22 protein-coding genes are annotated in these 26,529 nt (G+C 70.2%); 3 read left to right on the top strand and 19 right to left on the bottom strand.

Features of this window, described 5'->3' with window-relative positions:
- Window positions 1-390 precede the first annotated feature (390 nt).
- From ACIQZN_RS24490 to ACIQZN_RS24440, 11 genes are all read right to left on the bottom strand, one after another.
- The gene (locus ACIQZN_RS24490) at window positions 391-3,624 is read right to left on the bottom strand and encodes a type I restriction endonuclease subunit R (protein ID WP_403997676.1); all 3,234 of its coding nucleotides are present in this window, start codon (window positions 3,622-3,624) and stop codon (window positions 391-393) included.
- Entirely contained in the window at window positions 3,621-4,817 is a 1,197-nt protein-coding gene (locus ACIQZN_RS24485) for a restriction endonuclease subunit S (RefSeq protein WP_403997673.1), read from the bottom strand. The genes ACIQZN_RS24490 and ACIQZN_RS24485 overlap by 4 nt, the downstream gene beginning before the upstream one ends.
- The gene (locus ACIQZN_RS24480; RefSeq protein ID WP_403997670.1) at window positions 4,817-6,421 is read right to left on the bottom strand and encodes a type I restriction-modification system subunit M; all 1,605 of its coding nucleotides are present in this window, start codon (window positions 6,419-6,421) and stop codon (window positions 4,817-4,819) included. Before ACIQZN_RS24480 ends, ACIQZN_RS24485 begins: the two co-directional genes overlap by 1 nt.
- A gap of 38 nt (window positions 6,422-6,459) precedes the next feature.
- Entirely contained in the window at window positions 6,460-8,544 is a 2,085-nt protein-coding gene (locus tag ACIQZN_RS24475) for an N-6 DNA methylase (RefSeq protein WP_403997667.1), read from the bottom strand.
- Window positions 8,541-9,212, bottom strand: coding sequence for an Abi family protein (locus tag ACIQZN_RS24470; RefSeq protein WP_403997664.1), 672 nt, complete (start codon window positions 9,210-9,212; stop codon window positions 8,541-8,543). The genes ACIQZN_RS24475 and ACIQZN_RS24470 overlap by 4 nt, the downstream gene beginning before the upstream one ends.
- A 351-nt stretch (window positions 9,213-9,563) precedes the next feature.
- On the bottom strand, window positions 9,564-10,559 hold the full coding sequence (gene hemB / locus ACIQZN_RS24465; RefSeq protein ID WP_403997662.1) for a porphobilinogen synthase: 996 nt from the start codon (window positions 10,557-10,559) through the stop codon (window positions 9,564-9,566).
- Window positions 10,560-10,671: 112 nt separating this feature from the next.
- Window positions 10,672-12,339 carry a uroporphyrinogen-III synthase gene (locus ACIQZN_RS24460; protein ID WP_403997659.1) on the bottom strand — a complete coding sequence of 556 codons (1,668 nt, stop codon included), beginning with the start codon at window positions 12,337-12,339 and terminating at the stop codon, window positions 10,672-10,674.
- The gene (gene hemC / locus ACIQZN_RS24455; protein ID WP_403997656.1) at window positions 12,336-13,298 is read right to left on the bottom strand and encodes a hydroxymethylbilane synthase; all 963 of its coding nucleotides are present in this window, start codon (window positions 13,296-13,298) and stop codon (window positions 12,336-12,338) included. Before hemC ends, ACIQZN_RS24460 begins: the two co-directional genes overlap by 4 nt.
- A complete protein-coding gene (locus tag ACIQZN_RS24450) occupies window positions 13,295-14,689 on the bottom strand; it encodes a glutamyl-tRNA reductase (protein WP_403997653.1) in 1,395 nt (464 codons plus the stop codon). Before ACIQZN_RS24450 ends, hemC begins: the two co-directional genes overlap by 4 nt.
- Complete coding sequence (locus ACIQZN_RS24445) at window positions 14,686-15,453, bottom strand: redox-sensing transcriptional repressor Rex (protein WP_391265321.1); 768 nt, start codon at window positions 15,451-15,453, stop codon at window positions 14,686-14,688. The genes ACIQZN_RS24450 and ACIQZN_RS24445 overlap by 4 nt, the downstream gene beginning before the upstream one ends.
- Before the next feature lie 272 nt (window positions 15,454-15,725).
- Complete coding sequence (locus tag ACIQZN_RS24440; RefSeq protein WP_073968766.1) at window positions 15,726-16,001, bottom strand: glutaredoxin family protein; 276 nt, start codon at window positions 15,999-16,001, stop codon at window positions 15,726-15,728.
- 106 nt (window positions 16,002-16,107) lie between these two features.
- On the opposite strand from ACIQZN_RS24440, the gene ACIQZN_RS24435 reads away from it, so the two are divergent.
- From ACIQZN_RS24435 to ACIQZN_RS24425, 3 genes are all read left to right on the top strand, one after another.
- Window positions 16,108-17,040: an HAD family hydrolase gene (locus tag ACIQZN_RS24435; RefSeq protein ID WP_403997649.1), complete on the top strand. Its 933-nt coding sequence runs from the start codon at window positions 16,108-16,110 to the stop codon at window positions 17,038-17,040.
- Between the two features lie 307 nt (window positions 17,041-17,347).
- On the top strand, window positions 17,348-18,127 hold the full coding sequence (locus ACIQZN_RS24430; protein ID WP_403997646.1) for an ECF subfamily RNA polymerase sigma factor, BldN family: 780 nt from the start codon (window positions 17,348-17,350) through the stop codon (window positions 18,125-18,127).
- Window positions 18,128-18,352: 225 nt separating this feature from the next.
- Entirely contained in the window at window positions 18,353-19,561 is a 1,209-nt protein-coding gene (locus ACIQZN_RS24425) for a DUF5667 domain-containing protein (RefSeq protein WP_403997643.1), read from the top strand.
- 27 nt (window positions 19,562-19,588) lie between these two features.
- On the opposite strand, the gene ACIQZN_RS24420 is transcribed toward ACIQZN_RS24425, so the two are convergent.
- The 8 genes from ACIQZN_RS24420 to ACIQZN_RS24385 form a co-directional block, all read right to left on the bottom strand.
- Entirely contained in the window at window positions 19,589-20,617 is a 1,029-nt protein-coding gene (locus tag ACIQZN_RS24420) for a lysophospholipid acyltransferase family protein (protein ID WP_403997640.1), read from the bottom strand.
- Window positions 20,618-20,632: 15 nt separating this feature from the next.
- On the bottom strand, window positions 20,633-21,724 hold the full coding sequence (locus tag ACIQZN_RS24415; RefSeq protein WP_403997637.1) for an NAD-dependent epimerase/dehydratase family protein: 1,092 nt from the start codon (window positions 21,722-21,724) through the stop codon (window positions 20,633-20,635).
- 135 nt (window positions 21,725-21,859) lie between these two features.
- Window positions 21,860-21,958: a 30S ribosomal protein bS22 gene (locus ACIQZN_RS24410; RefSeq protein WP_003948845.1), complete on the bottom strand. Its 99-nt coding sequence runs from the start codon at window positions 21,956-21,958 to the stop codon at window positions 21,860-21,862.
- Window positions 21,959-22,068: 110 nt separating this feature from the next.
- Window positions 22,069-22,281, bottom strand: coding sequence for a helix-turn-helix domain-containing protein (locus ACIQZN_RS24405; RefSeq protein WP_018104376.1), 213 nt, complete (start codon window positions 22,279-22,281; stop codon window positions 22,069-22,071).
- A 127-nt stretch (window positions 22,282-22,408) separates the two neighbouring features.
- Window positions 22,409-23,224, bottom strand: coding sequence for a phosphatase (locus tag ACIQZN_RS24400; RefSeq protein ID WP_403997633.1), 816 nt, complete (start codon window positions 23,222-23,224; stop codon window positions 22,409-22,411).
- 151 nt (window positions 23,225-23,375) lie between these two features.
- Entirely contained in the window at window positions 23,376-24,548 is a 1,173-nt protein-coding gene (locus tag ACIQZN_RS24395; RefSeq protein ID WP_403997630.1) for an acetoin utilization protein AcuC, read from the bottom strand.
- Entirely contained in the window at window positions 24,517-25,716 is a 1,200-nt protein-coding gene (locus ACIQZN_RS24390; RefSeq protein ID WP_403997628.1) for an MFS transporter, read from the bottom strand. Before ACIQZN_RS24390 ends, ACIQZN_RS24395 begins: the two co-directional genes overlap by 32 nt.
- A gap of 42 nt (window positions 25,717-25,758) precedes the next feature.
- The gene (locus tag ACIQZN_RS24385) at window positions 25,759-26,403 is read right to left on the bottom strand and encodes an HAD family hydrolase (RefSeq protein WP_403997625.1); all 645 of its coding nucleotides are present in this window, start codon (window positions 26,401-26,403) and stop codon (window positions 25,759-25,761) included.
- Window positions 26,404-26,529: the final 126 nt, after the last annotated feature.

Genomic DNA, 26,529 nt, shown 5'->3' with positions numbered 1-26,529 from the left:
CTTTCTATGGGGTCGATCTTGAGGTGAGACCCCGGCCGGTGCTGACACACCGCGTCGGGGTCGCTTCGTCTGGCGGCACCGTAAGCAGCCGCGACTCTGCGCCGCAAGTCGGTCACGAATAGTCACACTTGCTCGCCGTGACAGGTAGGGAGGGTGGGGAGGTTTTCCCCCAACCTCATCTTCTACCTACCGGTTGTACAACAGCGCTCGACTCTTGAGGCCCGGGTCTCGGGTCTCGGATCCCGAGACCCGAGACCCGGGCGGACCGCACTCCCCGTACACACGAAAGAGGGAACAGGACCGATCCGGGGCTCGCATCCCGAACCCCGAGACCCGAGCTCCGGGAAGCGATCCGCGCCGGGGCAGGCGCTTCAGCGACAGCCGTCCGGCTCAGGCCATCGCCTCGGCCAGGTCCTCCGCCTGCTTCAGCACCCGCTCGATCGCCGCAGGCTGCTTGTCCGGCGGATATCCGTACTTCCGCAGGAGCCGGAGCACGCGGGCCATGATCCGGTCCCTGGCCTGCTCCTTGAGCTTCCAGTCGACGGTGACGTCCTTGCGGATCTGCTCGTAGAGCTCGTGCGCGATCCGCGCGAGGACCGAGTCCTCCATCTGCTCGACCGCCGAAGGATCGGCGGCCAGCGCGTCATAGAAGGCCAGCTCGTCCTCGGTCAGCCCGAGGTCCTCGGCCCGTCCCCGGTCGGCGGAGACCTCCTGCGCCAGTTCGATGAGGAACTTCATGAACTCGGCAGCCGTCAGAAGGCCGTTCGTGTACCGGTTCATCGCCGCCCGCACCCGGCTCGTGAAGCTCTCCTGTCGGGTCAGGTTGCGGGGGTGGGCGTCCCGGATCTCCTTGAGCAGGGCCCGCCGGAGTGCCTCGATCGCCAGGTTGGGGCGCTTCGACGCTTGGAGCTTGCGCAGGAGGGACTCGTCCAGATGGGACAGGTCCGGTTTGGTCAGGCCGGCCGCGTCGTAGATGTCCACGACGCCGTCGGCTGCGATGACCGAGGCGTGAAGCTGCGCGATGAGCAGTTCCGTGTCCGCCGCCGTGGCTGCGCCCTGCTCCTGTCGCTCATCGGCCGTGTACTTCTCCCGCGACTTCCGCACGGATTCGAAGAAACGGATGTCAGGCAGCAGGTCCTGTACGCGCTGGTCGGTCGGGCAGAGCGAGAAAGCCTGCCGGAGCAGCCCGGAGTGATACATAAAACGCTGCTTGCGCGTTGACTGTTCGGGTCCCAGACCCGGCTCGGGCGCGATCAGGAACTCCAGCACCTCGACCAAGGCCTCGCGGTATGAACGGGGACCGCCTACTGCGAGCGTCTTCCTCCACCGGCACCCATGCAGAATGTCCACGATCTGCTGGTGGCTCTCCCGGACGATCTGGACCGCACCCGCGAGGTCAGCGCCCAGCATGGGGTCCGCCTGGTCCTGCTCGGAATACTCGGCGAGGGCTTCCTTGATCTCCCGTATGACGCCCTGAAAGTCGACGACCAGCCCGGAGGGCTTGCCGGGCCAGGTACGATTGACGCGGGCGATGGCCTGCATGAGCGCGGCGCCGCGCATGCGTTTGTCCAGGTAGAGCGTGTGCAGGGGTGGCGCGTCGAAACCGGTCAGCCACAGGGACTGGACGATCACCAGCTCCAGTTCGTCCTCGGCGTCGGTCACCCGCGCCTGGATCTTCTTCAGCTGGGTGGGCGTGCGGATGTAGTCGGCGACTTCTGCGGTGTCGGTGGCGGCGTTCCCGGTGAAGACGACTCGGATACGCCCGGTGGTGTCGGTCAACAGCCCCGTCTTCGGATCGCGTTCCCCCTTCCAGTCCGGCCTACGACGGACCACCTCCTCGAACAGTCGCGCGGCGATGGCCCGGGAGGCGCATACGACCATGCCCTTGCCCTTGTAGCCCGTCAGCTTCTGCATCTCCGTGCTGCGCGCATCCCAGTGCTCCAGCAGGCCCCCGGCCAGTTCCCGGATGCGGGCGGGAGAACCGATCAGCTCCTCGTACCGCCCGAACTGCTGACGCGCGGCACGCTTCTCGTCGTCGCTCAGCCCTTCAATCAGCCCCTCGGCGCGGGCATTGAGATCGTCGAGGTCGGCACCCTTGATCATGTCGACCTTGACGAGGTGCGGCTCGTAGAAGACGGGCACGGTGGCCCCGTCGTCGACGGCCTGCGTGAGGTCGTACGTGTGGATGTTCCCGCCGAAGACGCCTTGCGTGCTGCCCGTGCTGTTGTTGATCGGGGTGCCGGTGAAGGCGATGAACGTGGCGTTCGGGAGGGCGTCGCGCAGGTTGCGGGCGTAGCCGTCGATGAAGTCGTAGTGGCTGCGGTGGGCTTCGTCGACGACGACGATCACGTCACGGCGCGGCGAGATCTGCGGATGCCGGACACCGGCTTTGCGCTCGGCCTCGGTCAGCCGGAACTTCTGAAGCGTCGCGAAGATGACCCCGCCATTGCTCTCGGGACTGTTCAGCAGTCGGCGCAGTTCTCCGGCGTCGTCGGCGGTCTGCGGCTCCTCCTTGATCCGCTTGCGCAGGGTCTCGCTGGCGGCGAACGTCCGGAACAGCTGGTCATCGAGGTCGATGCGGTCCGTCAGCATGACGAAGGTCGGACTCGACAGCTCGGGTGTCGAGGCGGCCTTCCCCACGTAGAAGAGCATCTCCTCGCTCTTCCCCGCGCCCTGCGTGTGCCAGACGACTCCCGCCCGGCCGTCGGTCGCGAGGGCCGCCTCGGTGGCACGGACGGCGGCGTTCACGGCGATGTACTGGTGTGCCTTGGCGAGCTTGACCGTGTTGACATCGCCGGACTTCTCAGCGGAGTACGAGAGGAAGTTGCCGATCAGGTCCAGGAGCCGGGCCGGCTCGAACGCCCCGTACAGCATGCGCTCCAGCGCCCGCCCGTCCTCACGCTGGTGCTTGCGCAGCATGCGGTCCTGGTCGTCGGCGTGCCACGGGGCCATGTGCTGCCAGGGCGTGAACGGCGTGCCCATGCGGGCGGTGATCCCGTCGGAGGCGAGCATGACGAGGAACGTGGCGAACGTACCTGTCTGCTTCAACTCGCGCCGATAGCCCTGGAGCTGGTCGTAGGCGGTGCGGGCACTGTCCTTGCTGTCCGCCTTCTTCAACTCGATGACGGCGAGCGGCAGCCCGTTCACGTACAGGACGATGTCGAATATGAACGTCCGGTCCTTGACGCTCTTGATCCGGACCTGGCTGGCTGCGATCAGGTCGTTGGCGTGGGGATCGCCGAAGTCGACGGGCCGGATGACCGCGTGGCGCGCGTCACCGGTGGCAGGGTCGTCATACGGGACTGAGACCCCGCCGGTCAGCCGCTCGTAGAACCGGTGGTTCTCGCGGAGGTCGTACTGCGTGAGCTGGGCGAGGAGCGCCGGTATGGCGTCGTCGGCCACGCTCTCGGGCAGCTGCGGGTAGCGCCGCCGGATCGCCTTGCGGAGGTGGGGGTACAGGACGAGGTCCCCCCACCCCTTTCGTACGCCGTACACGGGCCCCAACTCGGCCCCGGGGACGTGCTGCCACCCGATCTCGCCGAGGATGCCGAGGGCGTGCAGCTCCAGCTCCTTCTCGGTGAGGCGGTCGATGGGGGGCTCACCGAGGGGGTGGGTGCTTCTCATACGGCCTCCTCTACTACGCGGGTGGCGTCCTTGACGCGGATCTTGCCGGTGATGAGCTGGGGGAGGAGGGTGTCGCGGAGGGTGGCTAGGGTGCGATTTTCGGTGGCCCTCTGCATCACGGTGCTGTGCAGCGCGTCGAGTTTCGCGGACAGCCGTCCACGCTCGCCGACCGGAGGAAGGTGAATGCGCCAGGCAGGCATTTCCTTGAGCGGCAACCGGTCGACGGTTGCGCCGTGGATGGTACGGCGCTTGATCTCCTCCTGGAATGCGGGGGCCAGGTAGGCCTGAAGGAGCAGTGCGCCGCTGACTGAGGCAGATTTACTGCGCAGCAGCGCCATGCGGCGCCCGAGGCTTCCCCGGACTCCGGCCGGCATAAGGGCCGCGTCACCAAGGCGTGTTTCGTAGGAGAAGAGCACGTCTCCTCCTTGCGGCTGCACACGACGCGTCCAACGAGGAAAGTCATCCTCGGACAGGTGGGCCGACTCCGCCAGGTCCAGGTAGCCGCTCTTGAGACTGCTGATGCTGAGGAACCAGGGGCCCTCTGGTGTCTTCTGGGGCGTTGCGTGCGGGCCGTCGAAGAGAGCCGCGAGGTCGCCAATTGTCTCTGGATGGCTCCCTCCAATCACCGCTGCGAAGTGGGCACTGGCAAGGTCCAGGAGAGTGCTGCGAGTCTGCTCGTTGAGCGCGATCTTGTCGTCCAGCGCACCGAGCACCTCGGCGATGGCCTGTTGTTCGCCTAGCGCGGGAACGCGGATGGGCCACTTGGGGAGCTCCACGAGCGGGATCCGGTCGACGGTAGCTCCATAAACAGCACGCTCAGCAATGACCCGCTGGAACTCGGGCCCCATGTAGGCATAAAGAAGAAAATCAGGCCTAACCAAGTTCCGCTTCGGCCGTAGCAGCCCCATGCGCCTGCCAAGACACGCTCTCACACCTGGAGGCATGAGAGCCGCCTCCCCTAGCCGAGTCTCGTATGAGAACAGCACGTCCCCTGCTTGGGGGGTGACTCTGCTGGTCCATCGCCCATAGTCAGCCTCGGAAAGGTGGGCCGATTCTTCGAGAACCAGGCGCCCCCCCACCAGACTGGAGATACTCAAAAACCAGGGACCTGCCGCCGTCTTCTTCGGTGTAGCGTGCGGACCGTCAAATACCTGAGCGACATCATTGATGGTCAGCTCCAACCACTCCCCCATCACACCCTCCCCAACTGCTCATCCACAACCTTCGCCAACCGCTCCGACTCCGCGAACTGCTCCCGCAGCAACGCAGTCAGCCGCGCGATCTTCGCCTCCACCGGCTCCGCGTCCGGGTCGACCTCAACCTCCGCCGTGCCCACGTACCGCCCCGGCGTCAGCACGAAGTCGTGCTCCGCGATCGCGTCCACGCCCACACTCGCGCAGAAGCCGGGCACGTCCTCGTACGCGCCCGCCCCCCGCCAAGCCCGCACCGTGTCACCGATGCGCCCGACGATCTCCTCCGGCGTCAGTTCCCGCAGCGTCCGGTTCTTCATCACGCCGAACTCGCGCGCATCGATGAACAGAACCTCACCCTTGCGCCCCCGCGCCCACCCCGAGTGCCGGCCCTTTCCCTCCGCGAGGAACCACAGGCACGCCGGGATCTGCGTCGACCGGAACAGCTGCCCGGGGAGCGCGATCATGCACATCACCAGGTCGTCCTCGACCATGCCCCGGCGGATGTCGCCCTCGCCGGACTGCTTACTGCTCATCGAGCCGTTCGCGAGAACGACGCCCGCCCGGCCGCTCGGCGCGAGCTTGCTGATCATGTGCTGGAGCCAGGCGTAGTTCGCGTTACCGACGGGCGGAGCCCCGTACACCCAGCGCTTGTCCATGCCCAGCTGCTCCCCGCCCCAGTCGGAGATGTTGAACGGCGGGTTGGCCATCACCACATCCGCCTTGAGCTCCGGATGCTGGTCGTTGCGGAAGGTGTCGGCCGGCTCGTCGCCCAGGTTCGCCTCCACACCGTGGATGGCCAGGTTCATGTGGGCCAGCTGCCACGTGGTCTGGTTGAGCTCCTGCCCGTAGACCGCGACGTTCAGCGGATTCCCGCCGTGCGACTCAATGAACTTCTCCGCCTGCACGAACATGCCGCCCGACCCGCAGGCAGGGTCGTACACCCGCTCCCCCGGCTTCGGCTCCAACACCTCCACCAGCAGCTGGACCACGCTCTCGGGGGTGAAGTACTCCCCGCCCTTGCGGCCCTCCTTCAGCGCGAACTCGGCCAGGAAGTACTCGTACACCTCCCCCATGATGTCCCGCGCGCCCTTGCGGCGGCCGTCGTCGCCCAACTGCTCCTGGAAGGCGAGCCGGTCCAGCAGCCTGATCAGTCCGACGAGTCGCTCGTCGTCGACCCGGCCGGCGGCGTAGATCTTCGGCAGGGTCTTCTTCAGCGCCGGGTTCTGCGCCTCGATCGCCAGCATCGCCGCATCGATCGCCTCGCCGACCGTCTGCCCCTCCACGGTCGCGCCGGCCCGTTCGAGAACGGCTTCCCAACGGGCCGTCGGAGGTACGTAGAAGATGCCCGCGCCCGTGTACTCGCGCCGCTCCTCCAACGTGACGAGGATGTCCTCCTCGCTCCAGCCTCCTTCCTCCCGCAGCTCGGCCTCCAGCTGCGCCCGCTTCTCGCTCATCGCTGCGGAGACGTATTTGAGGAAGACGAGGCCCAGCACGTAGTGCTTGTACGCGGCGGCGTCCAAGCTGCCGCGCAGCTTGTCCGCGGCCTGCCACAGGATCTGCTTCATGTCGGCGGGTTCGGTCTTCTTCTTGCTACGGGGTGGCACGAAGCACTCGTTTCTCTCGTCGTTCACAGAGGGGGCCGTCAGGCCCGGGGGCCTGGCTCGGACCGCTTACGCAGGCGCAGGTCGCCGTCCGCGACGCCCGCCGCCAGCCGCTCGGACAGGGTGTCCAGCGCCGACAGCTGTCTGCGTACCTCGAAGCGGTGCCGTTCCGTCTCGGCCAGCACCGCTTCGAGGTCGGCGACCTCCTCCGGCGGAAGCTGCGGCAGGTCCATGTCCTTCACGCTCACGCGTCGCACGAGCGATCCACTGCCCCGCTGCTGATTGCGCGGTGCGGCCAGCAGGCGGGCCAGCGCGTGCGGGCGCATCCACAGGCTTTCGGGACGAACCGGCTCACCCGCCGCCAAGTCCATCAGGTACTTCCGGTACGCGGCGATCCGCAGCCCTTGCACCGGCGCCAGCAGGACGCAACCGCCGGCGTCGTCCACCTGTGTGCGGACACCGTGCTCGGTGAGCATGAAGACATCGCCTTGCTCCGTCATCAGGCTCTGCGGGTAGGCGGCGAGGTCCTCCAGCATGATGCGCCGCTCCCCGATCGGCAGGGCTCCCAGCATCTCTTCCCTGCCGATCACGGGCACGCCCGCGTCGCCTATGTCGCTCTCCTTGATGCGGTGGCCCGGCAGGAGCTTGAGCTGTCCTGCCCTCAGCTGCCCGCCGACCTTGAAGTGCTCGGCACGATGCTCCCTCTTGCCGACGCCGAGGTCACCGATCCACCGCTTCAGGTGCGGCAACGCCACGTACGCGTTCTGCCGGGCCTCCACCGTTGCCGCGAAATGGTCGAGGCCCTTTTCTGGGGACGCGAGCCGGTGTGCGGGCAACAGAGAGCGGCCGTCGAGCAGATAGGAGCTGCCGGGCCCGGTGCTGGCCACGGGCGCACGCTGGGCCTCCTCGGGCACGGGCGTACTCGTACTGCGCAGCAACGCCTCGACGTTCTGCTGCCACACGTCGCCCACCCGGCGCGCCAACCGATCCGCGTCGATCAGCAGCACACCGGGGTCCGTCGGCGCCGACGGCGTGCTCCGCAACACCAGCAAGGCGTGCTCGGCCCCAGTACGGAAGGTGTGGATACGGCGGGGCAGCTGGACGATCGCCTCCACCGCACCGGACTTGAGCAGGTCCTCCCGCATCCGGGTGTTCGCCGTGCCGGTTCCGCCGTGGGGGCGGGACAGCGTCCAGGACGGAACGATCACCAGCCCCTTCCCCCCCTCCTTCAGACGCTCGACCACCTCGACCGCCCATCGCAGCGGACCGTCCTCGTCCCGCTCCCGTTCGCCGGCGGCATAGGGCGGGTCGGCCACGACCAGATCCGCCAGCGGGAATCCCTGTTCATTCAGCTCCGCCGGATCCGAGCACACCAGGGTCTCCCCGGCCGCCCAGTGCGCGAGCAGCCGGTACCGCAGCACGGTGCGCCGCAAGGCGTCCGGCTCCACGGCGGCGACCCGGTTCTCCCCGTCGTCGGCGGCGAGCTTCAGAAGCACGTCCCCCGTACCGGCGCACAGGTTCACCACGGTCACGGCCCCCGTGATCGACAGCACCGGCCGAGCCAGGGCATCCATCAGCTCGGTCACCGGCCCGGGCGTCGCGTCCATCATGAGATCGGACTCCAGACGCCCGGCCAGTCGGAGCACCCCCTCGGCAGCGGCTCCGGCGCTGCCCAGCTCCTCCACCAGCTCGCGCAACGTATGGCGGATCTCGTCACCGGCCAAGTCGAAGTCGCGGAGCAGAGTCGACGGCAGGCCCTCCTCCATGCTGCCTCCGCCTTCTCCCTCCATGGCGGCCACTGCCAGCGCCCTGACGATCAGTTCCTCCGGGCGCAACGTGCCATGCCCGAGCGTCACCAATCGCCGCAGCCGGAGTCCCTCGCGGAAGCGCTCGCCGTACGTCGGCAGGGTGCCGTCCTGATGCCGTTCGCCATCGGGCACGGGCCGCTCGTCCAGCCAGCCCGCGATCTCCTCCGCGTCGAACAACGGCTTGCTCTCGGATCCGCCGACCGCCTCGGGAAAGGAAGCGTGCCGGCGCCGCCAATTGCTGACCGTAGGCCGGCCGACCTCGGCGAGCTCCTTGATCTCGCCGAGCGTCACCGGCTCGTACTGCCGCCGCTCCGTCACAGCACAATCTCCTCCTCGCCCGAAAGGACCCGGGCCCTGCGCGCCAGAACCGCGGGGACCTGGCTGTACTTCTCGTGGCGGGCCGCCAGCGCGGGTGCGACGAGGGCCGTCAGCGCGACGGCCGTCCTGAAGTCCTCATCCAGCCGGCGGTGGTAGACGCGCTCGTGGTGAGCGACGCGGTTGCGCAGGGTCTGCATGATCCCCAGCTGCCTGTGGAGATCCGTGCGGCTCACCCCCTTGAAACAGTGCCGCAGCGCCGGGTTCCAGTACTTCATCTCGTAGTTCCCGGAACCACCCTTGCTGACCAGCCCGACCCAGAAGCCGAACGAGAGCGCGGCGACGATGTCGCACGGAGCAGTGCCCTTGTCATGCTCGGCCAGCTTCGCCCGAGCATTCCGGATCTCCCTCATCGCCCAGTCGTTCGGCGCCGCCCGCCGCAGGTTCCACCAGTCGGCCTGGCCGAACTTGCCGGAGAGCTGTCGGTGGATCCTGTTGCGCAGGCTCACCTCCAGGTCACGCAGGGGGCTGTGCAGCGCCCGGGCCGCCTCCGCGTCCCAGGCGTACAGCCGCAGTGCCACCGCCACGTCGCCATGGCACTCCTCCAGGAACGGCTGGAACCGTTCCTGGGAGATGGCCTCGATTAATTCCTTCTCGCCGTTCGCCGTCATCGCCCACTTCCTTCGTTCGGGCCACCGTGTTACGGTTCCCTAGTACGCCTTGGAGTCCTGTCACCGCTTGCTTCGCCGCATAGCACACAGCCCAGGGCAGAGCCTGGTGTTACGCCCTGTACTGCCCACCTCAATTAGGCAGTGCAGGGCGTCACTGTTTGCCGCCGTGAGAGTCGAGCTGACGCCCCCTCACTGCGATGAGTCAAACCTAGCGCTTCTTCCCGCAGAAGTGAAGCGCTAGATGCGCACTACTGGTGAGAACCCGGGTTCTCACCAGTAGTGCGCATCTAGCGCTCGACGTGAAAAGCGGGCCGCGACCAGTCGCGACCCGCTTCCGTGAGCTTCCGACCATCAACGGCCCAGCCGCTGCGCGACCTCCGTCGCCCAGTACGTCAGGATCAGCTGCGCGCCCGCGCGGCGGATGCCGGTCAGGCTCTCCAGGATCGCCGCGTCGCGGTCGATCCAGCCCTTCTCGGCGGCGGCCTCGATCATGGAGTACTCGCCGCTGATCTGGTACGCGGCCACCGGCACGTCCGACGCCTCCGCGACCTTCGCCAGGATGTCCAGGTAGGGACCGGCCGGCTTGACCATGACCATGTCCGCGCCCTCTTCGAGGTCGAGCGCCAACTCGCGCAGCGACTCGCGGACGTTGGCCGGGTCCTGCTGGTACGTCTTGCGGTCGCCCTGGAGCGAGGAGCCGACGGCCTCGCGGAACGGGCCGTAGAACGCCGAGGAGTACTTCACGGTGTACGCGAGGACCGAGACGTCCTCGTGGCCCGTCTGGTCGAGCGCGTCGCGGATGACGCCGACCTGGCCGTCCATCATCCCGCTGGGGCCGACCACATGGGCGCCCGCGTCGGCCTGGACCTGGGCCATCTCCGCGTACCGCTCCAGGGTGGCGTCGTTGTCGACGCGGCCGTCCCCGGTCAGCACACCGCAGTGGCCGTGGTCGGTGAACTCGTCCAGGCACAGGTCCGACATGACGATGAGATCGTCGCCGACCTCCTCGCGCACCGCGCGCAGGGCGACCTGGAGGATGCCGTCCGGGTCGGTGCCCGCCGTGCCCCGGCCGTCCTTCTTCTCGTCCAGCGGGACGCCGAACAGCATGATCCCCGAGACCCCGGCCGAGACCGCCTCGACGGCCGCCTTCCGCAGGGTGTCCAGGGTGTGCTGCTGCACGCCGGGCATGGCCGAGACCGGGACCGGTGCGTCGATGCCCTCGCGGACGAACGCGGGCAGGATCAGGTTGGCCGGATCGAGCCGTGTCTCGGCGACCATCCGGCGCATCGCGGGGGTCGTCCGCAGCCGACGGGGCCGCGAGCCGGGGAAGTTTCCGTACACAGTCATCCTTCGAGCGTAGACCCGCGCGCCCCGCGCTCTTACCGACACCCGCGCCGGGAAAGCACCGGGGCCCGACCCCCCTCCGGAGAGGTGGCCGGGCCCCGCGTCACAGCGCCGCTCAGGTCGTCGTACGCCGCCTGCGCGCACCCGGACGCCGCTCGCTGGGCCGGGTCACCGGGTCACCGGCCTCCCGCGCCGCGTCCCGGCGCCGCGCGCCGAACTCCGCCAGCGCCTCGGCCAGCTTGTGCACCGAGGGCTCCGGCGACAGGACGTCCACGCGCAGCCCATGCTCCTCGGCGGTCTTCGCCGTGGCGGGGCCGATACAGGCGATGACCGTCACGTTGTGCGGCTTGCCCGCGATGCCGACCAGGTTGCGCACGGTCGAGGACGAGGTGAAGAGCACCGCGTCGAAGCCGCCGCCCTTGATCGCCTCGCGGGTCTCGGCCGGCGGCGGCGAGGCGCGGACCGTGCGGTACGCGGTGACGTCGTCGACCTCCCAGCCGAGCTCGATCAGCCCGGCCACCAGGGTCTCGGTGGCGATGTCGGCACGCGGCAGGAAGACGCGGTCGATCGGGTCGAAGACCGGGTCGTACGGCGGCCAGTCCTCAAGGAGCCCGGCGGCGGACTGCTCGCCCGACGGCACCAGGTCCGGCTTCACACCGAAGTCGATCAGCGCGGCGGCGGTCTGCTCGCCGACCGCGGCGACCTTGATCCCCGCGAAGGCCCGGGCGTCGAGCCCGTACTCCTCGAACTTCTCCCGGACGGCCTTCACGGCGTTGACGCTGGTGAAGGCGATCCACTCGTACCGGCCGGTGACCAGGCCCTTGACCGCCCGCTCCATCTGCTGGGGCGTACGCGGCGGCTCGACGGCGATCGTCGGCACCTCGTGCGGCACGGCGCCGTAGGACCGCAGCTGGTCGGAGAGCGAGGCCGCCTGCTCCTTCGTACGCGGTACGAGCACCTTCCAGCCGAACATCGGCTTGGACTCGAACCACGCGAGCTGGTCGCGCTGGGCGGCGGAGCTGCGCTCCCCGACCACGGCTATGACCGGCTGGTGCCCCTCCGGCGAGGGGAGCACCTTGCCCTGCTTGAAGACCTGGGCGATCGTCCCGAGGGTCGCCGTCCAGGTGCGCTGGCGCGTCGTCGTGCCGCCGGCCGTCACGGTCAGCGGGGTATCGGGCTTGCGGCCCGCCGCGACCAGCTCACCGGCGGCGGAGGCCACCGCGTCGAGCGACGTCGAGATGACGCACGTGGCGTCGCTCGTGCCGATCTCGCTCCAGCAGCGGTCGGTGGCCGTACGGGCGTCGACGAACCGTACGTCCGCGCCCTGCGCGTCCCGCAGCGGCACCCCGGCGTACGCGGGCACCCCGACGGCGTTCGCGACGCCCGGGACGACCTCGAAGGGGATGCCGGCGGAGGCGCAGGCCAGCATCTCGGCGGCGGCGTTCCCGTCCAGGCCGGGGTCTCCGGCCACGGCACGGACGACCCGCCTGCCGCCCTTCGCGGCCTCCATGACAAGATTGGCCGCGTCCCTGAGAACGGGTACCCCGGCGGCTGTTGACTGCGCGTCAACAACCGCCAGCTCAGGGGTGCTTACCCCTGCCCGCGCATGGCAGCGGACGACGCCGAGGACATCCGGTTCGGCGACAAGGACGTCCGCGCTCGCGAGCGCCTCGACGGCGCGCAGGGTCAGCAGTCCCGGGTCGCCGGGACCGGCGCCGAGGAAGGTGACGTGCCCTGCGGAGTGGACCGGGAAATCGGATGCGGCGGGGCCGGTGGGGCTCAAAGTGCTCGCTCCCCCATAAGACCGGCCGCACCCTTGGCAAGCATGTCGGCCGCGAGTTCGCGACCGATCGCCGCCGCGTCGTCGTGCGACGTGGGAACGGGACCGGTGGTGGACATCTGCACCAGCGAGGCACCGTCGGTGGAACCGACGACACCGCGCAGGCGCAGTTCGTTGACAGCCTGACCGTCGGCCAGGAGGTCGGCCAGCGCACCCACGGGTGCGGAGCAGCCGGCCTCCAGGGCGGCGAGCAGGGCACGCTCGGCGGTCACGGCGGCCCGGGTGTACGGGTCGTCGAGCTCGGCGAGCGCGGCGGCGAGGTCGGCGCTGCCGGCAGCGCACTCGATCGCCAGTGCTCCCTGGCCGGGAGCGGGCAGCACGGTGTCGACCGACAGGTAGTCGGTCACCTCACCGCTGCGGCCCAGGCGGCTGAGCCCGGCCGCGGCGAGAACCACCGCGTCCAGCTCGCCGTCGCGTACGAACCCGATCCGGGTGTCGACGTTGCCGCGGATCGGAACGGTCTCGATGTCGAGGCCGTGGCTTCGGGCGTACGCGTTGAGCTGGGCCATGCGGCGCGGCGAGCCGGTGCCGACGCGGGCGCCGGACGGCAGCTCCGCGAAGGTCAGCCCGTCCCGGGCGATCAGCACGTCGCGCGGGTCCTCGCGCACCGGCACCGCGGCGAGGACCAGGCCCTCGGGCTGCGCGGTCGGCAGGTCCTTCAGCGAGTGGACGGCGAAGTCCACCTCGCCGCGCAGCAGCGCGTCGCGCAGCGCGGCGACGAACACGCCGGTCCCGCCGATCTGCGCCAGGTGCTCCCGGGAGGTGTCCCCGTACGTGGTGATCTCCACGAGTTCGACGGCGCGCCCGGTCACCTCGCTGACCGCGTCGGCGACGTGCCCGGACTGGGCCATGGCGAGCTTGCTGCGCCTGGTCCCCAGTCGCAGGGGTGAGTTGTCGGTCATGACCGCCCTCGATTCGGGTCGTTCAGGTCTGCCCGGGAGACGGCGGCGACCGTCTGCGGGTCGAGGTCGAAGAGTTCGCGCAGCGCGTCCGCGTACCCGGCGCCGCCGGGCTCGCTGGCGAGCTGTTTGACCCGCACGGTGGGCGCGTGCAGGAGCTTGTCGACCACGCGGCGCACGGTCTGCGTGATCTCGGCGCGCTGTTTCTCGTCCAGGTCGGGGAGGCGTCCGTCCAGGCGGGCGATCTCGTCCGCCACCACGCCGGCGGCCATCGTGCGCAGGGCGACGACGGTCGGGGTGATGTGGGCGGCGCGCTGGGCGGCCCCGAAGGCGGCGACCTCTTCGGCGACGATGGTGCGCACCTGGTCCACATCGGCGGCCATCGGGGCGTCGGCCGACGCCTCCGCGAGCGACTCGATGTCGACGAGGCGCACACCGTCGAGGCGGCCGGCCGCCACGTCGATGTCGCGCGGCATGGCGAGGTCCAGCAGCGCCAGGCGCTCGGGTCCGGTGGACTGCGCCGGGATCAGGCCGCTCGCCGGATCGGGCACGTGGTCCTGGCCGATCGCCCCGGCGACGGTCTCGGCGGTGAGCACGAGTCCGGTGGCGCCGGTGCAGGAGACGGCGATGTCGGCACGTGTCAGTTCGCCGGTCACCTCGGCCATCTCCACGGCCCGGGCGCGCACCCCCGTACCGCCGGGCTGGTTCAGGATCTCGACCAGGCGGTCGGCGCGGGCCCGGGTGCGGTTGGCGACGGCGATCTCGGCGACGCCGGAGCGGGCCAGCGTGGCGGCGGCCAGCGAGGACATGGAGCCGGCGCCGATGACCAGGGCGCGCTTGCCCCTGGCCCAGGCGGCGGTGTCGGGGCCGCCGGCGAGCTGTTCCAGGCCGAAGGTGACGAGCGACTGCCCGGCCCGGTCGATCCCGGTCTCGCTGTGGGCGCGCTTGCCGACGCGCAGGGCCTGCTGGAAGAGGTCGTTGAGCAGCCGGCCCGCGGTGTGCAGCTCCTGGCCGAGGGCGAGCGCGTCCTTGATCTGGCCGAGGATCTGGCCCTCGCCGACGACCATCGAGTCGAGCCCGCAGGCCACCGAGAACAGGTGGTGGACGGCCCGGTCCTCGTAGTGCACGTAGAGATACGGAGTCAGCTCGTCCAGACCGACGCCGCTGTGCTGGGCGAGGAGCGTGGAGAGCTCGGCGACGCCCGCGTGGAACTTGTCCACGTCGGCGTACAGCTCGATGCGGTTGCAGGTGGCGAGGACGGTGGCCTCGGCGGCGGGCTCGGCCGCCAGGGTGTCCTGGAGCAGCTTGGCCTGGGTGTCGGCGGCCAGCGAGGCGCGTTCCAGTACGGAGACGGGGGCGCTGCGGTGGCTCAGACCCACGAGGAGCAGGCTCATGCCGGCATCACGGCGGGCATGTCCCCGTCGGGTCCCTTCCGGCCGGTGCTGGTGGCGCGCACGGGCGGCGCGGCCGGGTCGGGCGCGGTGTCGACGCCCTCCTCACCGGCCTTGCGCTGCTCGTGGAAGGCGAGGATCTGGAGCTCGATGGAGAGGTCCACCTTGCGCACGTCGACGCCCTCGGGCACGGAGAGGACGGTCGGCGCGAAGTTCAGGATCGAGGTGACCCCGGCGGCGACGAGCCGGTCGCACACCTGCTGGGCGGCGCCGGGCGGGGTGGTGATCACGCCGATGGAGACGCCGTTCTCGCTGATGATGCGGTCGAGGTCGTCGGCGTGCTGGACGGGGATGCCCGCGACGGGCGTACCGGCCATCGCCGGGTCGGCGTCGATGAGCGCGGCGACGCGGAAGCCGCGCGATGCGAAGCCGCCGTAGTTGGCGAGGGCCGCGCCGAGGTTTCCGATGCCGACGATGGCGACCGGCCAGTCCTGGGTGAGGCCGAGCTCGCGCGAGATCTGGTAGACGAGGTATTCGACGTCGTAGCCGACGCCGCGCGTCCCGTACGAGCCGAGATAGCTGAAGTCCTTGCGGAGCTTCGCGGAGTTGACCCCCGCCGCCGCGGCGAGCTCCTCGGAGGAGACCGTGGGGACCGAGCGCTCGGAGAGCGCGGTCAGCGCGCGGAGATACAGCGGAAGTCGGGCGACGGTGGCCTCGGGAATTCCTCGGCTACGGGTCGCCGGTCGGTGATTTCGGCCAGTTGCCACGGTGCTCCTGCGGGATGAGCGGGGCTTTAGGCGGCCGTATGTCCCAAGACCGCCCCGTCGATTGCAGGCTATGCCTTTGTGAACGCGTGCACAAAGATTGTGTCCGGTTTGTCCGGTCAAAGTGACCGGGGTCACGCACATCCGTCGCGCGATCCAGGAACCATGGATCGCATCAGCCCGTTGCAGGCCCGAAGGGGGCAAAGCAGCACACACTCCTCACAGCCACGCCCCCGAGACCACTCAAAACGCCCACGATGGTAACCGGGTTTCCGTCAGGAAAGCAGCGCGCTGCGCAGTCTCGCCGGGTCGACCCGCCAGAACGTGTGCTGTTCGTTATCCACGAGCACCACCGGGATCTGCTCCCAGTACTCCCGGTACAGCTCCTCGTCCCGGGTGATGTCCTTCTCCTCCCAGGAGGCGCCGGTCTCCTCGCACACGGCGCGCACCACCTCCCGGGCGTCGTCACAGAGGTGGCAGCCGGGCTTCCCCACCAGGGTCACCACGCGCTCGGCGGGATTCTTCTTCCTACGACGCAGCAAGGCACTCATACCTCTCATTCTCGGCCCCGTCCCGGAGCCCGCGGACACCAGGAGTTCACACCACGGCACCACGGCGGAACCTGAACGGCCGGGCCGACTGGCTATGCTCGACCGCATGGCCGCTCTTGGATGGCTCACCCCCCGCAGGCGTTCCGCCACCGCTCGCAGTGTGCTGGCGGGCGAGGCGGCGGCGGAGGCCGCGCGGAAGTCCTCGCTGGAAGCCGAATCCGCGGTCGCGGAGGCCGAGCCGGAGGAGCCGGAGTTCCCCGTCGTCGGCGACGAACGGGCCGCCGCCTTCTTCGACCTCGACAACACCGTGATGCAGGGCGCCGCCCTCTTCCACTTCGGCCGCGGCCTGTACAAGCGGAAGTTCTTCGAGCGCCGCGAGCTCACCCGGTTCGCCTGGCAGCAGGCGTGGTTCCGGCTGGCCGGCGTCGAGGACCCGGAGCACATGCAGGACGCCCGCGACAGCGCGCTGTCCATCGTCAAGGGGCACCGCGTCTCCGAGCTGATGTCCATCGGCGAGGAGATCTACGACGAGTACATGGCCGACCGCATCTGGCCCGGCACCCGCGCCCTGGCCCAGGCCCACCTGGACGCCGGCCAGCGGGTCTGGCTGGTCACCGCCGCCCCGGTGGAGACCGCCACGATCATCGCCCGCCGGCTCGGCCTGACCGGGGCGCTCGGCACGGTCGCCGAATCGGTCGACGGGGTCTACACCGGACGCCTGGTCGGCGAACCCCTGCACGGCCCCGCGAAGGCCGAGGCGGTCCGCGCCCTGGCGGCGGCGGAGGGCCTGGACCTGGCGCGCTGCGCCGCGTACAGCGACTCGCACAACGACATCCCGATGCTGTCGCTGGTGGGCCACCCCTACGCGATCAACCCGGACACCAAGCTCCGCAAGCACGCCCGCGCCCGCGACTGGCGGCTGCGCGACTACCGCACCGGCCGCAAGGCGGCCAAGGTCGGCATCCCGGCCGCCGCCGGTGTCGGCGCCCTCGCGGGCGGCACCGCAGCGGCCGTCGCCCTGCACCGCCGCCGCCGCTGAACTTCCGCCGGATCCGCTGACTCTCCGCGCCCACGCGCGTCAACACGGCACACCCTTTTCACCGGCCACAACCCGTCGCCCCCGCAGACAGATTCCGAAGCGAATCGATCAACAAGCGATCACGGCGTGCGACTTGATGTGCTGAAAAGTGGGCACCGAAGCGACGCAATCGATGATTTGTGCAACTGGGCGTAGTGCGGCCTGTACGAAGCGTTATTCTCCTCAGACGCATTCCGGACCCGCCACTCACTACGACGAGTGATGGTTTCGCACTGCTCGTGATGGAAGCTCTGCCTCTGGGAGTCCCGTGTACCCACACGTCGGGGTTGACGCCTCGGGCCTGGCTACGCTGCGCGCATCAGTAGCCGAACGCATGCGCGGCTTCGTCCCCACCGCGTACGCCGTACCCGCATTCGCCGCCCCTGTACCTGCCGCCCCCTGCTACGCCCTGGCCGAACGCGCCGCGGCGGTGGGAAGACGCGGCAACCGCGGGACGGCGACCACCGCTGCCCCCGTCCGGCGGCCCGCCGCCGACAGCGACAGCGCGCGCATGATGGAGCTCGTCGAGCGCGCCCAGGCCGGCGAGGCCGACGCCTTCGGACGCCTCTACGACCAGTACAGCGACACGGTGTACCGCTACATCTACTACCGCGTGGGCAGCAAGGCGACGGCGGAGGACCTCACCAGCGAGACCTTCCTGCGCGCCCTGCGCCGCATCTCGACGTTCACCTGGCAGGGCCGCGACTTCGGCGCCTGGCTGGTCACGATCGCGCGCAACCTGGTCGCCGACCACTTCAAATCCAGTCGATTCCGGCTGGAAGTGACCACCGGCGAAATGCTCGACGCCAACGAGGTCGCCCGCAGCCCCGAGGACTCCGTCCTGGAATCCCTCTCCAACGAGGCGCTCCTCCAGGCGGTGCGCCGCCTCAACCCCCAGCAGCAGGAGTGCGTGACCCTGCGCTTCCTGCAAGGGCTCTCGGTCGCCGAGACCGCCCGTGTCATGGGCAAGAACGAGGGCGCGATCAAGACCCTCCAGTATCGTGCCGTCCGCACCCTCGCCCGGCTCCTCCCGGACGATGCCCGCTGACGGCTCCCCCCGCCGGGCCGGTCCCGGCGTTGCGTGCATCACGCACTGGTCCGATCATCTTTCGTGCGTAACCCAAGTGCCGAGCCACTCGTTGTGCCGGTTGCAGGCCCCCTGTCGTCACACCATGTCCGCCGACGCTCACTCGTTCGTGTGGAAGCGCTCAAGGTGTGCAACCTTCCGGATCCCCAGGGGAGTCGACCGTCATGACGAGAGGAGGTGCCGCCAGTGATCGCAAACGTTTCGGCACACCGGCGGGCGAACGCCTTCGCCCAGGCCCTGGAGGAGCAGTCGCTCCGCGGTGCGGCGGCCGTACAGCCCGAGGACCCGGCCGAACAGGCCGACCGAGGACCGCTGTTGGCCCTGGCGAACGGCCTCGGTGAGCTGCCGAAGCCGGTATTGGACCCCGAGGTCAAAGTGGTGCAGCGAGCGCAGCTCGTCGCCGCCATGGAAGCCATGTTCGCCGAGGGGGGCGCGTCCGCGGACCCTACGGTGCCCTCACAACGGAGCAGGGGCAGCCACCGCGCGTCCCCGCTCCGCAAACTCCGCCCGAGATCCCGCTGGACCAAGGGCCTCGCTGCCGGCGGGCTCACCGTCGGGGTGGCCGCCGGCGCCTTCGGAGGAGTGGCCGCGGCCAGCTCCGACGCCCTCCCCGGTGACTCGCTCTACGGCCTGAAGCGCGGCATGGAGGACCTCCACCTCGGCCTCACCCGCGACGACACCGACCGCGGCGAGATCTACCTCGACCAGGCGTCCACGCGCCTCGGCGAGGCCCGCCGCCTCATGGAGCGCGCCCGCACGGGCCACCTCGACCACGAGCAGCTCGCCGAGATCAGGCGCACGCTCAACGGCATGTCGCACGACGCCGGCGAGGGCCACCGCCTCCTCCACGCCGCGTACGAACGGGACGGCGCCCTCGGTCCGATCCAGACCCTGGACTCCTTCTCCCGCTCCCACCGCGACGCCTGGAGCAGCCTCCGCGACCGCCTTCCCGTCCAGCTGACCGACGTGGGCAACCAGGTCAGTTCGGTGTTCGACGCCATAGACGAAGAGGTCGCGCCGCTCCAGTCGCTGTTCCCGCGCGCCCCGGAGAAGGGCCCCGAGTCCCGCCGCTCCGACTCCACCGGCACCGGCACCGGCGCGGACCCGTCCACCGACGCGCGCACCACCCCGTCGCCCTCGTCGTCCAGCAGCCGCCACGAGGACGGCGGTACGGGCTCCAGCACCTCGCCGCGCCCCTCGGACGCGGGCTCCAGCCCGGCCGGCGGCCTGATCGGCGGCGGCACGGACGGTCTCTTCGACCCGCCGTCCCCGGACGCGACCAGCCCGTCGAAGCAGGCGCCGAGCTCGACGCCGTCGCCGGACATCACCATCCCGCCGCTGCTCCCGGGCCTCATCGGCGGTCTCGGCATCGACGCGGAGAACGAGAAGGGCTGACCGGGCCCCACGGTGCGGCGGCGGCCGTCAGAAGAAGACCGACCGCCGCTGCACCAGCAGCTTGTACAGCGTGTGCTGGATCTGCTCCCGCACCTGGTCCGTCAGGTTGAACATCAGCATCGGGTCCTCCGCCGCCTCCAGCGGATAGCCGTCCGTCGGGATCGGCTCACCGAACTGGATCGTCCACTTCGTCGGCAGCGGCACCGCCCCCAGCGGCCCCAGCCAGGGGAACGTCGGCGTGATCGGGAAGTACGGGAACCCGAGCAGCCGCGCCAGCGTCTTCGCGTTCCCGATCATCGGGTAGATCTCCTCCGCGCCCACGATCGAGCACGGCACGATCGGCACCCCGGCCCGCAGCGCCGTCGACACGAAGCCGCCCCGCCCGAAGCGCTGGAGCTTGTACCGCTCGCCGAACGGCTTGCCGATCCCCTTGAAGCCCTCTGGCATCACACCGACGACCTCGCCCTGACGCAGCAGCCGCTCCGCGTCCTCCGCGCACGCCAGGGTGTGCCCCGCCTTCCGGGCCAGCTCGTTGACCACGGGCAGCATGAAGACCAGGTCCGCCGCGAGCAGCCGCAGATGCCGGTCCGCCGGGTGGTGGTCGTGCACCGCGACCTGGAGCATCAGCCCGTCCAGCGGCAGCGTCCCGGAGTGGTTGGACACGATGAGCGCCCCGCCCTCGGCCGGGATGTTCTCGACGCCCTTCACCTCGACCCGGAAGTACTTCTCGTACACCGGCCGCAGCAGCGACATCAGGACCTGGTCGGTCAGCTCCTCGTCGTAGCCGAACTCGTCCACGTCGTACTCACCGGTGACCCGCCGCCGCAGGAAGGCGAGCCCGCCCGCGATCCGCCGGTCCCAGGCGCCCCGGCCGGACGCGTCGCCGTCGCGCGGCACCTCCGGGCCCTGCGGCGAGGCGTCCGGGGAGCCGGAGGGCCCCGGCAGGGAGCTCACCGACCCCGTGCCGCGTGCCGGAGGCCGCCGGCGCGCGGCGCGCGGCACGCCTCCCGACCGCGAACGGTCGTCGTCGAACGGAATGACCTTGGCATCCGCCATCGTCGCTGCGCTCCTCTACCTGGCGCTCGGGGTCGGGTGGGTGTCGCCTCCGGAGCCGCCTGAGCCGCCCGGCCCGGCGATCCGGGGCACGGCCTCGGCCACGCGGTCCACGGCTCTGCCCACCGCACGGGGCGGCAGCAGGCCCGGCGCCCGGCTGCGCGCGAAGGCCGTGAACGTCTCCCCCGTCGTGTACTTCGGCGCGAAGCCCAGCGTCTCGCGCATCTGGACCGTGGACACCACCCTGCCATGGGTGAGCAGCCGGATCTGCTCCGGCGAGAAGTCCGTCATGCCGACCGTCCGCAGCGCCTGCCCGACCCAGGTGACGGCGGGCAGCAGCATCGGCACCGTCGGCCGCCCCAGCCGTCGCGCGCACTGGGAGAGCAACAGCACCCCGTCGCCCGCGATGTTGAACGTGCCGCTGTTCAGCGTCCCGCGCCTGGGCTCGCTCGACGCGATGGACAGGACGTCCATCACATCGTCCTCGTGCACGAACTGGAGCCGGGGGTCGTACCCGAAGACGGTCGGCAGCACCGGCAGCGACAGATAGTCGGCCAGCGGCGAATCCGCGTCGGGCCCCAGGATGTTCGCGAACCGCAGCACGCACACGGCCACGTCCGGCCGGCGGCGGGCGAAGCCCCGTACGTACCCCTCGACCTCGGCCGCGTCCTTCGCGAAGCCGCCGCCGGGCAGCGACTTGGGCGGTGTGTTCTCGTGGAACACCGCCGGATCGCGGGGCGCCGAGCCGTACACACCGGTGCTGGACTTCACCACGAGCCGCTGCACCGCCGGGGCCTTCTGGCAGGCGCCGAGCAGCTGCATGGTGCCGATGACGTTGGTCTCCTTGACCGCCGTACGCCCCTGGGCCCCGAGCGCGAAACCGCTGACGTCCAGGTGGACGACCGTGTCCACGTCGTGCTCGGCGAGCACTCTGGCGACGGCGGGCCCGCGGATGTCCTCCCGTACGAAGACGGCGTCGCCCAACTCGTGCTCCGGCTCCACGGCGTCGAGGGCGATCACCCGCTCCACGTCCGGATCACGCTGGACGCGCCGGACGAAACGGCCGCCCAGCTGCCGGGCCGCTCCCGTGACGAGCACGACCTTCCCCAAGATCAGCGCCTTCCGTCGGTCTCCCGTATTCGGTCGGTCAGGACGTCACCGTAACCGCTGGACACCCCCGCATACAGCACCGCAGCCCTCCCGCCGGAACGGCGGGAGGGCTGCGGATTCACGAACTGCGTTCGCTTACTTCTTGTTGCGACGCTGAACGCGCGTGCGCTTGAGCAGCTTGCGGTGCTTCTTCTTGGCCATCCGCTTACGCCGCTTCTTGATAACAGAGCCCACGACTACCCTCGCTCACTTCTTCTTCACTGGTGCGGGGCGTCTGGGCCCACACGACCTACGTCGGCCTAGCCTACCCGCCACCGCGTGAGGGACGTAATCCGAGGGGAATCTCAGGCCGATGCCACCCCCACGAAGGACTCGCGCAGATACTCGTGAACCGCTTGCTCCGGCACCCGGAAGGACCTGCCCACCCGGATCGCCGGCAGATGACCGCTGTGCACCAGGCGGTACACGGTCATCTTCGACACCCTCATGACCGAGGCGACTTCCGCCACGGTCAGAAACTTGACCTCGCTCAGAGGACTCTCGCTGTCAGCAGCCATGACTCACCTGTACCTTCCGCACGAGACGCGCACCGGCTTCCCCTCCGGTGACTCTTCGTCGTTGTGCGCTCACTCCCCAGGTTAGGGGCGGGTGATGCAAGTGGGGAAGAGGAGAGACGATCGGCCGCTACTGTGACAGACAGGCGCGATTGAGTACATAGCGCGTGAGCGGCAGGTAGTACGCGGACCGCACCGCGTCGTCCAGCGGCACGGCCACCGCCACCCGCCCCTCGGCCTCCCCGACGAACAGCGCGGGATCGTCCGTATCGGCGAGACCCATCGCCTCGATGCCCAGCTGACCTGCCCCGCAGACCCATCCGTGGTCCCCGACGACCAGCTCCGGAACGGGCCCGCGGCCGGCCGCGGCGGCCTCCAGCGCGACCCGTACGGGCAGCGGCGAATGGGAGTGTGCGCCGGTGCCACCACCGGCCGCCCCCGCGCCGGGTTCACGCACCAGCGCGACACCCTGTACGTAGTCGAGGCTGTACGTGCGTACGCCAAACCGAGTCGTTATGTCGATACATCGCCCCTGCGCCGGGGTGAGGACAGGGCAGCCCGCCGACGACAAAGCGTCTGCCAGCGCCGCGTAGAAACCGATCAGCCGGTGCGGATGTCCGGTCCCGAACAGCACCGGCACCCGCCGCGCCGCCGCGTCCGCCAGCCGTACGGCGAACGCGTCGAGCCCCGCCACCGTCCGCTCCGGATCGATGACATCGGGCCCGGACACATGCGCGGGATCGTCCGAGACCCCGCACCTGTCCGCCATCAGCTCCAGCAACTCGCCCGCGCCCCAGCCCCGTTCGGGGTCGAGGCCGAGCGTCACCCGGGGGTCCCTGGCCGCGAACAGCCGATAACTCCGCAGGCTCACCTCACGCGAGGTGGCCACGGGCCCGGCCAGGCGGGCCGCCAGCAGATGCGCACGCAGCGCTCCGGTGCTCAACACCCCACCGATGCTGCCCGAACCGGCCTGCCCAGGGGCCAAAAGCCCGATTACGCCCCACAGTCGGCGTAAACCGTACTCACCCCCGTAACCCCGGGGGCCTTCCGTGCCCGGATACAGGTCCCGTGCCCGGATGCGGGTCCCCGTGCCCGGATCAGGTCAGCAGCCCCCGCAGCGGAAAGGCCGCCCGCCGCGTGGCCAGCACCGCCTGGTCCAGCCGGTCCGCCGGGTCGTACCCGTCCTCCCAGGCCGACCACGAGGGCGTCCGCCCGTCCGTCATCCGCGCGGGCCCCAACTGCCGCGTCCGCGCGTACACCTCGTCCCGCCACGACGACGGGATCACCGCCTCCGGGTCCACCGGGGCGTGCGCGGCGATGCCCACCAGGTGCGTCCAGGACCTGGGCACCACGTCCACCACCGCGTAACCCCCGCCGCCGAGCGCCACCCAGCGCCCGTCGTCGGCGTACGTGTGCGCCAGGTCGTGGCACGCGGCCATCACCGAGCGCTGCGCGTCCAGCGAGACCGCCAGGTGCGCCAGGGGGTCCTCGAAGTGCGTGTCCGCCCCGTGCTGGGTCACCAGCACCTGCGGCCGGAAGTCCGCCAGCAGCTCGGGCACCACCGCGTGGAAGGCCCGCAGCCACCCCGCGTCCCCGGTCCCGGCGGGCAGCGCCACGTTCACCGCGCCGCCCTCGCCGCTCCCCGCCCCGGTCTCCTCCGGCCAGCCGGTCTGCGGGAACAGGGTGCGCGGGTGCTCGTGCAGGGAGATCGTCAGGACGCGGGGGTCCTCCCAGAAGGCCGCCTGCACGCCGTCGCCGTGGTGGACGTCGACATCGACGTACGCGACGCGCTCGGCGCCCAGCTCCAGGAGCCGGGCGATGGCGAGCGCCGGGTCGTTGTAGACGCAGAAGCCGGCCGCGCCGCCGGGCATCGCGTGGTGCAGCCCGCCGGTGAAGTTCACGGCGTGCCGGGTCTCGCCGCGCCAGACCGCCTCGGCGGCGGCCACGGACTGCCCGGCGATCAGCGCGGACACCTCGTGCATCCCGGCGAACGCGGGGTCGTCGATGGTCCCGATGCCGTATTTCTGGTCGGCCGCGCGGGGGTCGGCGGAGGCGGCCTTCACCGCCGCCACATAGTCCGGGCGGTGCACGAGCCGCAGCGTGGAGTCCCCGGCGGGCTTGGCCGCGACCACGTCGACCGCCCGGTCGAGCCCGAACGCCCGCACCAGGCCCATCGTCAGGGCGAGCCTGACCGGGTCCATCGGGTGGCTCTCCCCGAAGTCGTAGCCCGTTACTGCGTCATCCCACATCAGCTGTGCGCGGCCGCTCATGCCCGCCACCGTATCGGGCGGGTTCCGCGCCGAACGACTTGGCGTACAGGAGCGTGGCCAGCACCAGCACCATCGGGACGAGCATGGCGCCCCGGTAGCTCCAGGCGTCCCCGAGCGCCCCGACGAGCGGGGAGCCGACCAGGAAGCCCACGTAGTTGAAGATGTTCAGCCGGGCGATCGCGGTGTCGCTCGCCCCGGGGAACATCCGCCCGGCCGCCGCGAAGGTCTGCGGCACGATCACGCACAGCCCGAGCCCCAGCAGCGTGAACCCGAGCATCCCGGTCCACGCCCCGCCGGCCACGGCCACCACGGCGAACCCGCCGGCCGCGAGCACGGTCCCGCCCCGCACCACGGCCACCGCCCCGAACCGCCGCACCCCGAGGTCCCCGACGGCCCGCCCCAGCAGCGTCGTCACCATGTAGACGTTGTACGGGACGGTGGACAGCTGCTCCGAACTGCCCAGCACGTCCTGGAGGTACTTCGCGCTCCAGTTGGAGACCGTCGAGTCCCCGATGTACGCGAACGCCATGACCAGGCACAGGGGAAGCAGCAGCCGGAAGGAGACCGCTCCGGCCGCACCGGCTGTCCCCTTCTCCGGTGTCTCCTCGGCGCCCTCCACGTACCACCGGCTCCCGATGAACGCCGCGGGCAGCAGCACCACGACCGCCGGAAGGTACGAGACCAGCAACGACAGGTCCCAGTGCGCCCCGGCCCAGGCCATCGAGGCCCCCGCGATCCCGCCCAGGCTGTACGCGGCGTGGAAGCCGAGCATGATGGAACGCCCGTACGCCCGCTGGAGGCTGACGCCCATCATGTTCATGGACGCGTCCAGCGCGCCGACGGCGAGACCGAACGCCCCGAGCGCGACGGCGGCCTGCCAGAGCTCGCTGCCGGCGCCGACGCCGAGGAGCGCGAGGAGGACGACGGGCTGCGTCCACCGCAGGACCACGCGCGGCCGTACCCGGGCGACCACCTTCTCGGTGAGCACGCTGCCCACCCCGGCCAGGATCGGGACGGCGGCGAGGAACACGGGCAGCAGGCCGTCGGATATCCCGTACCGGTCCTGGATGGCGGGGATCCGCGTCACCAGAAGGGCGAAGGTGGCCCCCTGCACGAAGAAGCTCAACGCGAGGGACGCCCTGCCGTGCCGCAACCGTGCATCTGTCATGGCGGCGAGCGTAGAGCCAGTTTCTACCCGTGGGTAGACGCGTCAGGCAAGCAATTCCGGCAGCTGGCTCATGTCGGAGAAACACCTGGTCGCATCGGCCAGCCGGTCCGCCGGCATCATCGACGTGAACCCGTAGACGTCCATGCCCGCCGCCCGGGCCGCCTCGACCCCGAGCGGGCTGTCCTCGATGACGACGCACCGCTCGGGCGCGACGCCCATGCGCTCGGCGGCGAGGAGGAAGAGGTCGGGCGCCGGCTTGCCCCGGCCGACGTCCTCGGCGCTGAAGATCCACTCCTCCTCGAACCACTGGTCGAGCCCGGTCTTCCGGTGGCTGACCCGGATGCGCTGGTGGCTGCTGGAGGAGGCGACGCAGTACGGGACGCCGTCGGCGACCAGCTTGCCCAGGAGGTCGTCGACGCCGGGGACGGGCTCCAGCTCCGCTTCGAACGCGGCGAAGATCCGCGAGTGGAGGGTGACGTCGAAGTCCTCGGGCAGCTTGGTCCCGGTCCGCTCCTGGACGAGGTCGTGGACGCGGTGCACGGCGGACCCCATGTAGTCCCGCAGGGACTCCTCGTACGAAGTCGGGTGGCCCAGCTCCGTGAGGTAGCCGGCCAGGATGGTGTTGGAGATCGGCTCGCTGTCCACGAGCACACCGTCGTTGTCGAAGATGACAAGTTCGTAGCGCATGGCACGACTTTAAAGGGTCGGAACGCGAAAAAGCCCCGTGCCACAAGGGCACGGGGCTCTTCCTAAAAGGAGTTCGGCGGCGTCCTACTCTCCCACAGGGTCCCCCCTGCAGTACCATCGGCGCTG

Source organism: Streptomyces sp. NPDC097595 (genome assembly GCF_044761525.1).
Taxonomy (GTDB): Bacteria; Actinomycetota; Actinomycetes; order Streptomycetales; family Streptomycetaceae; genus Streptomyces; species Streptomyces drozdowiczii_A.
This window is presented reverse-complemented; position numbering and strand designations above follow the sequence as displayed.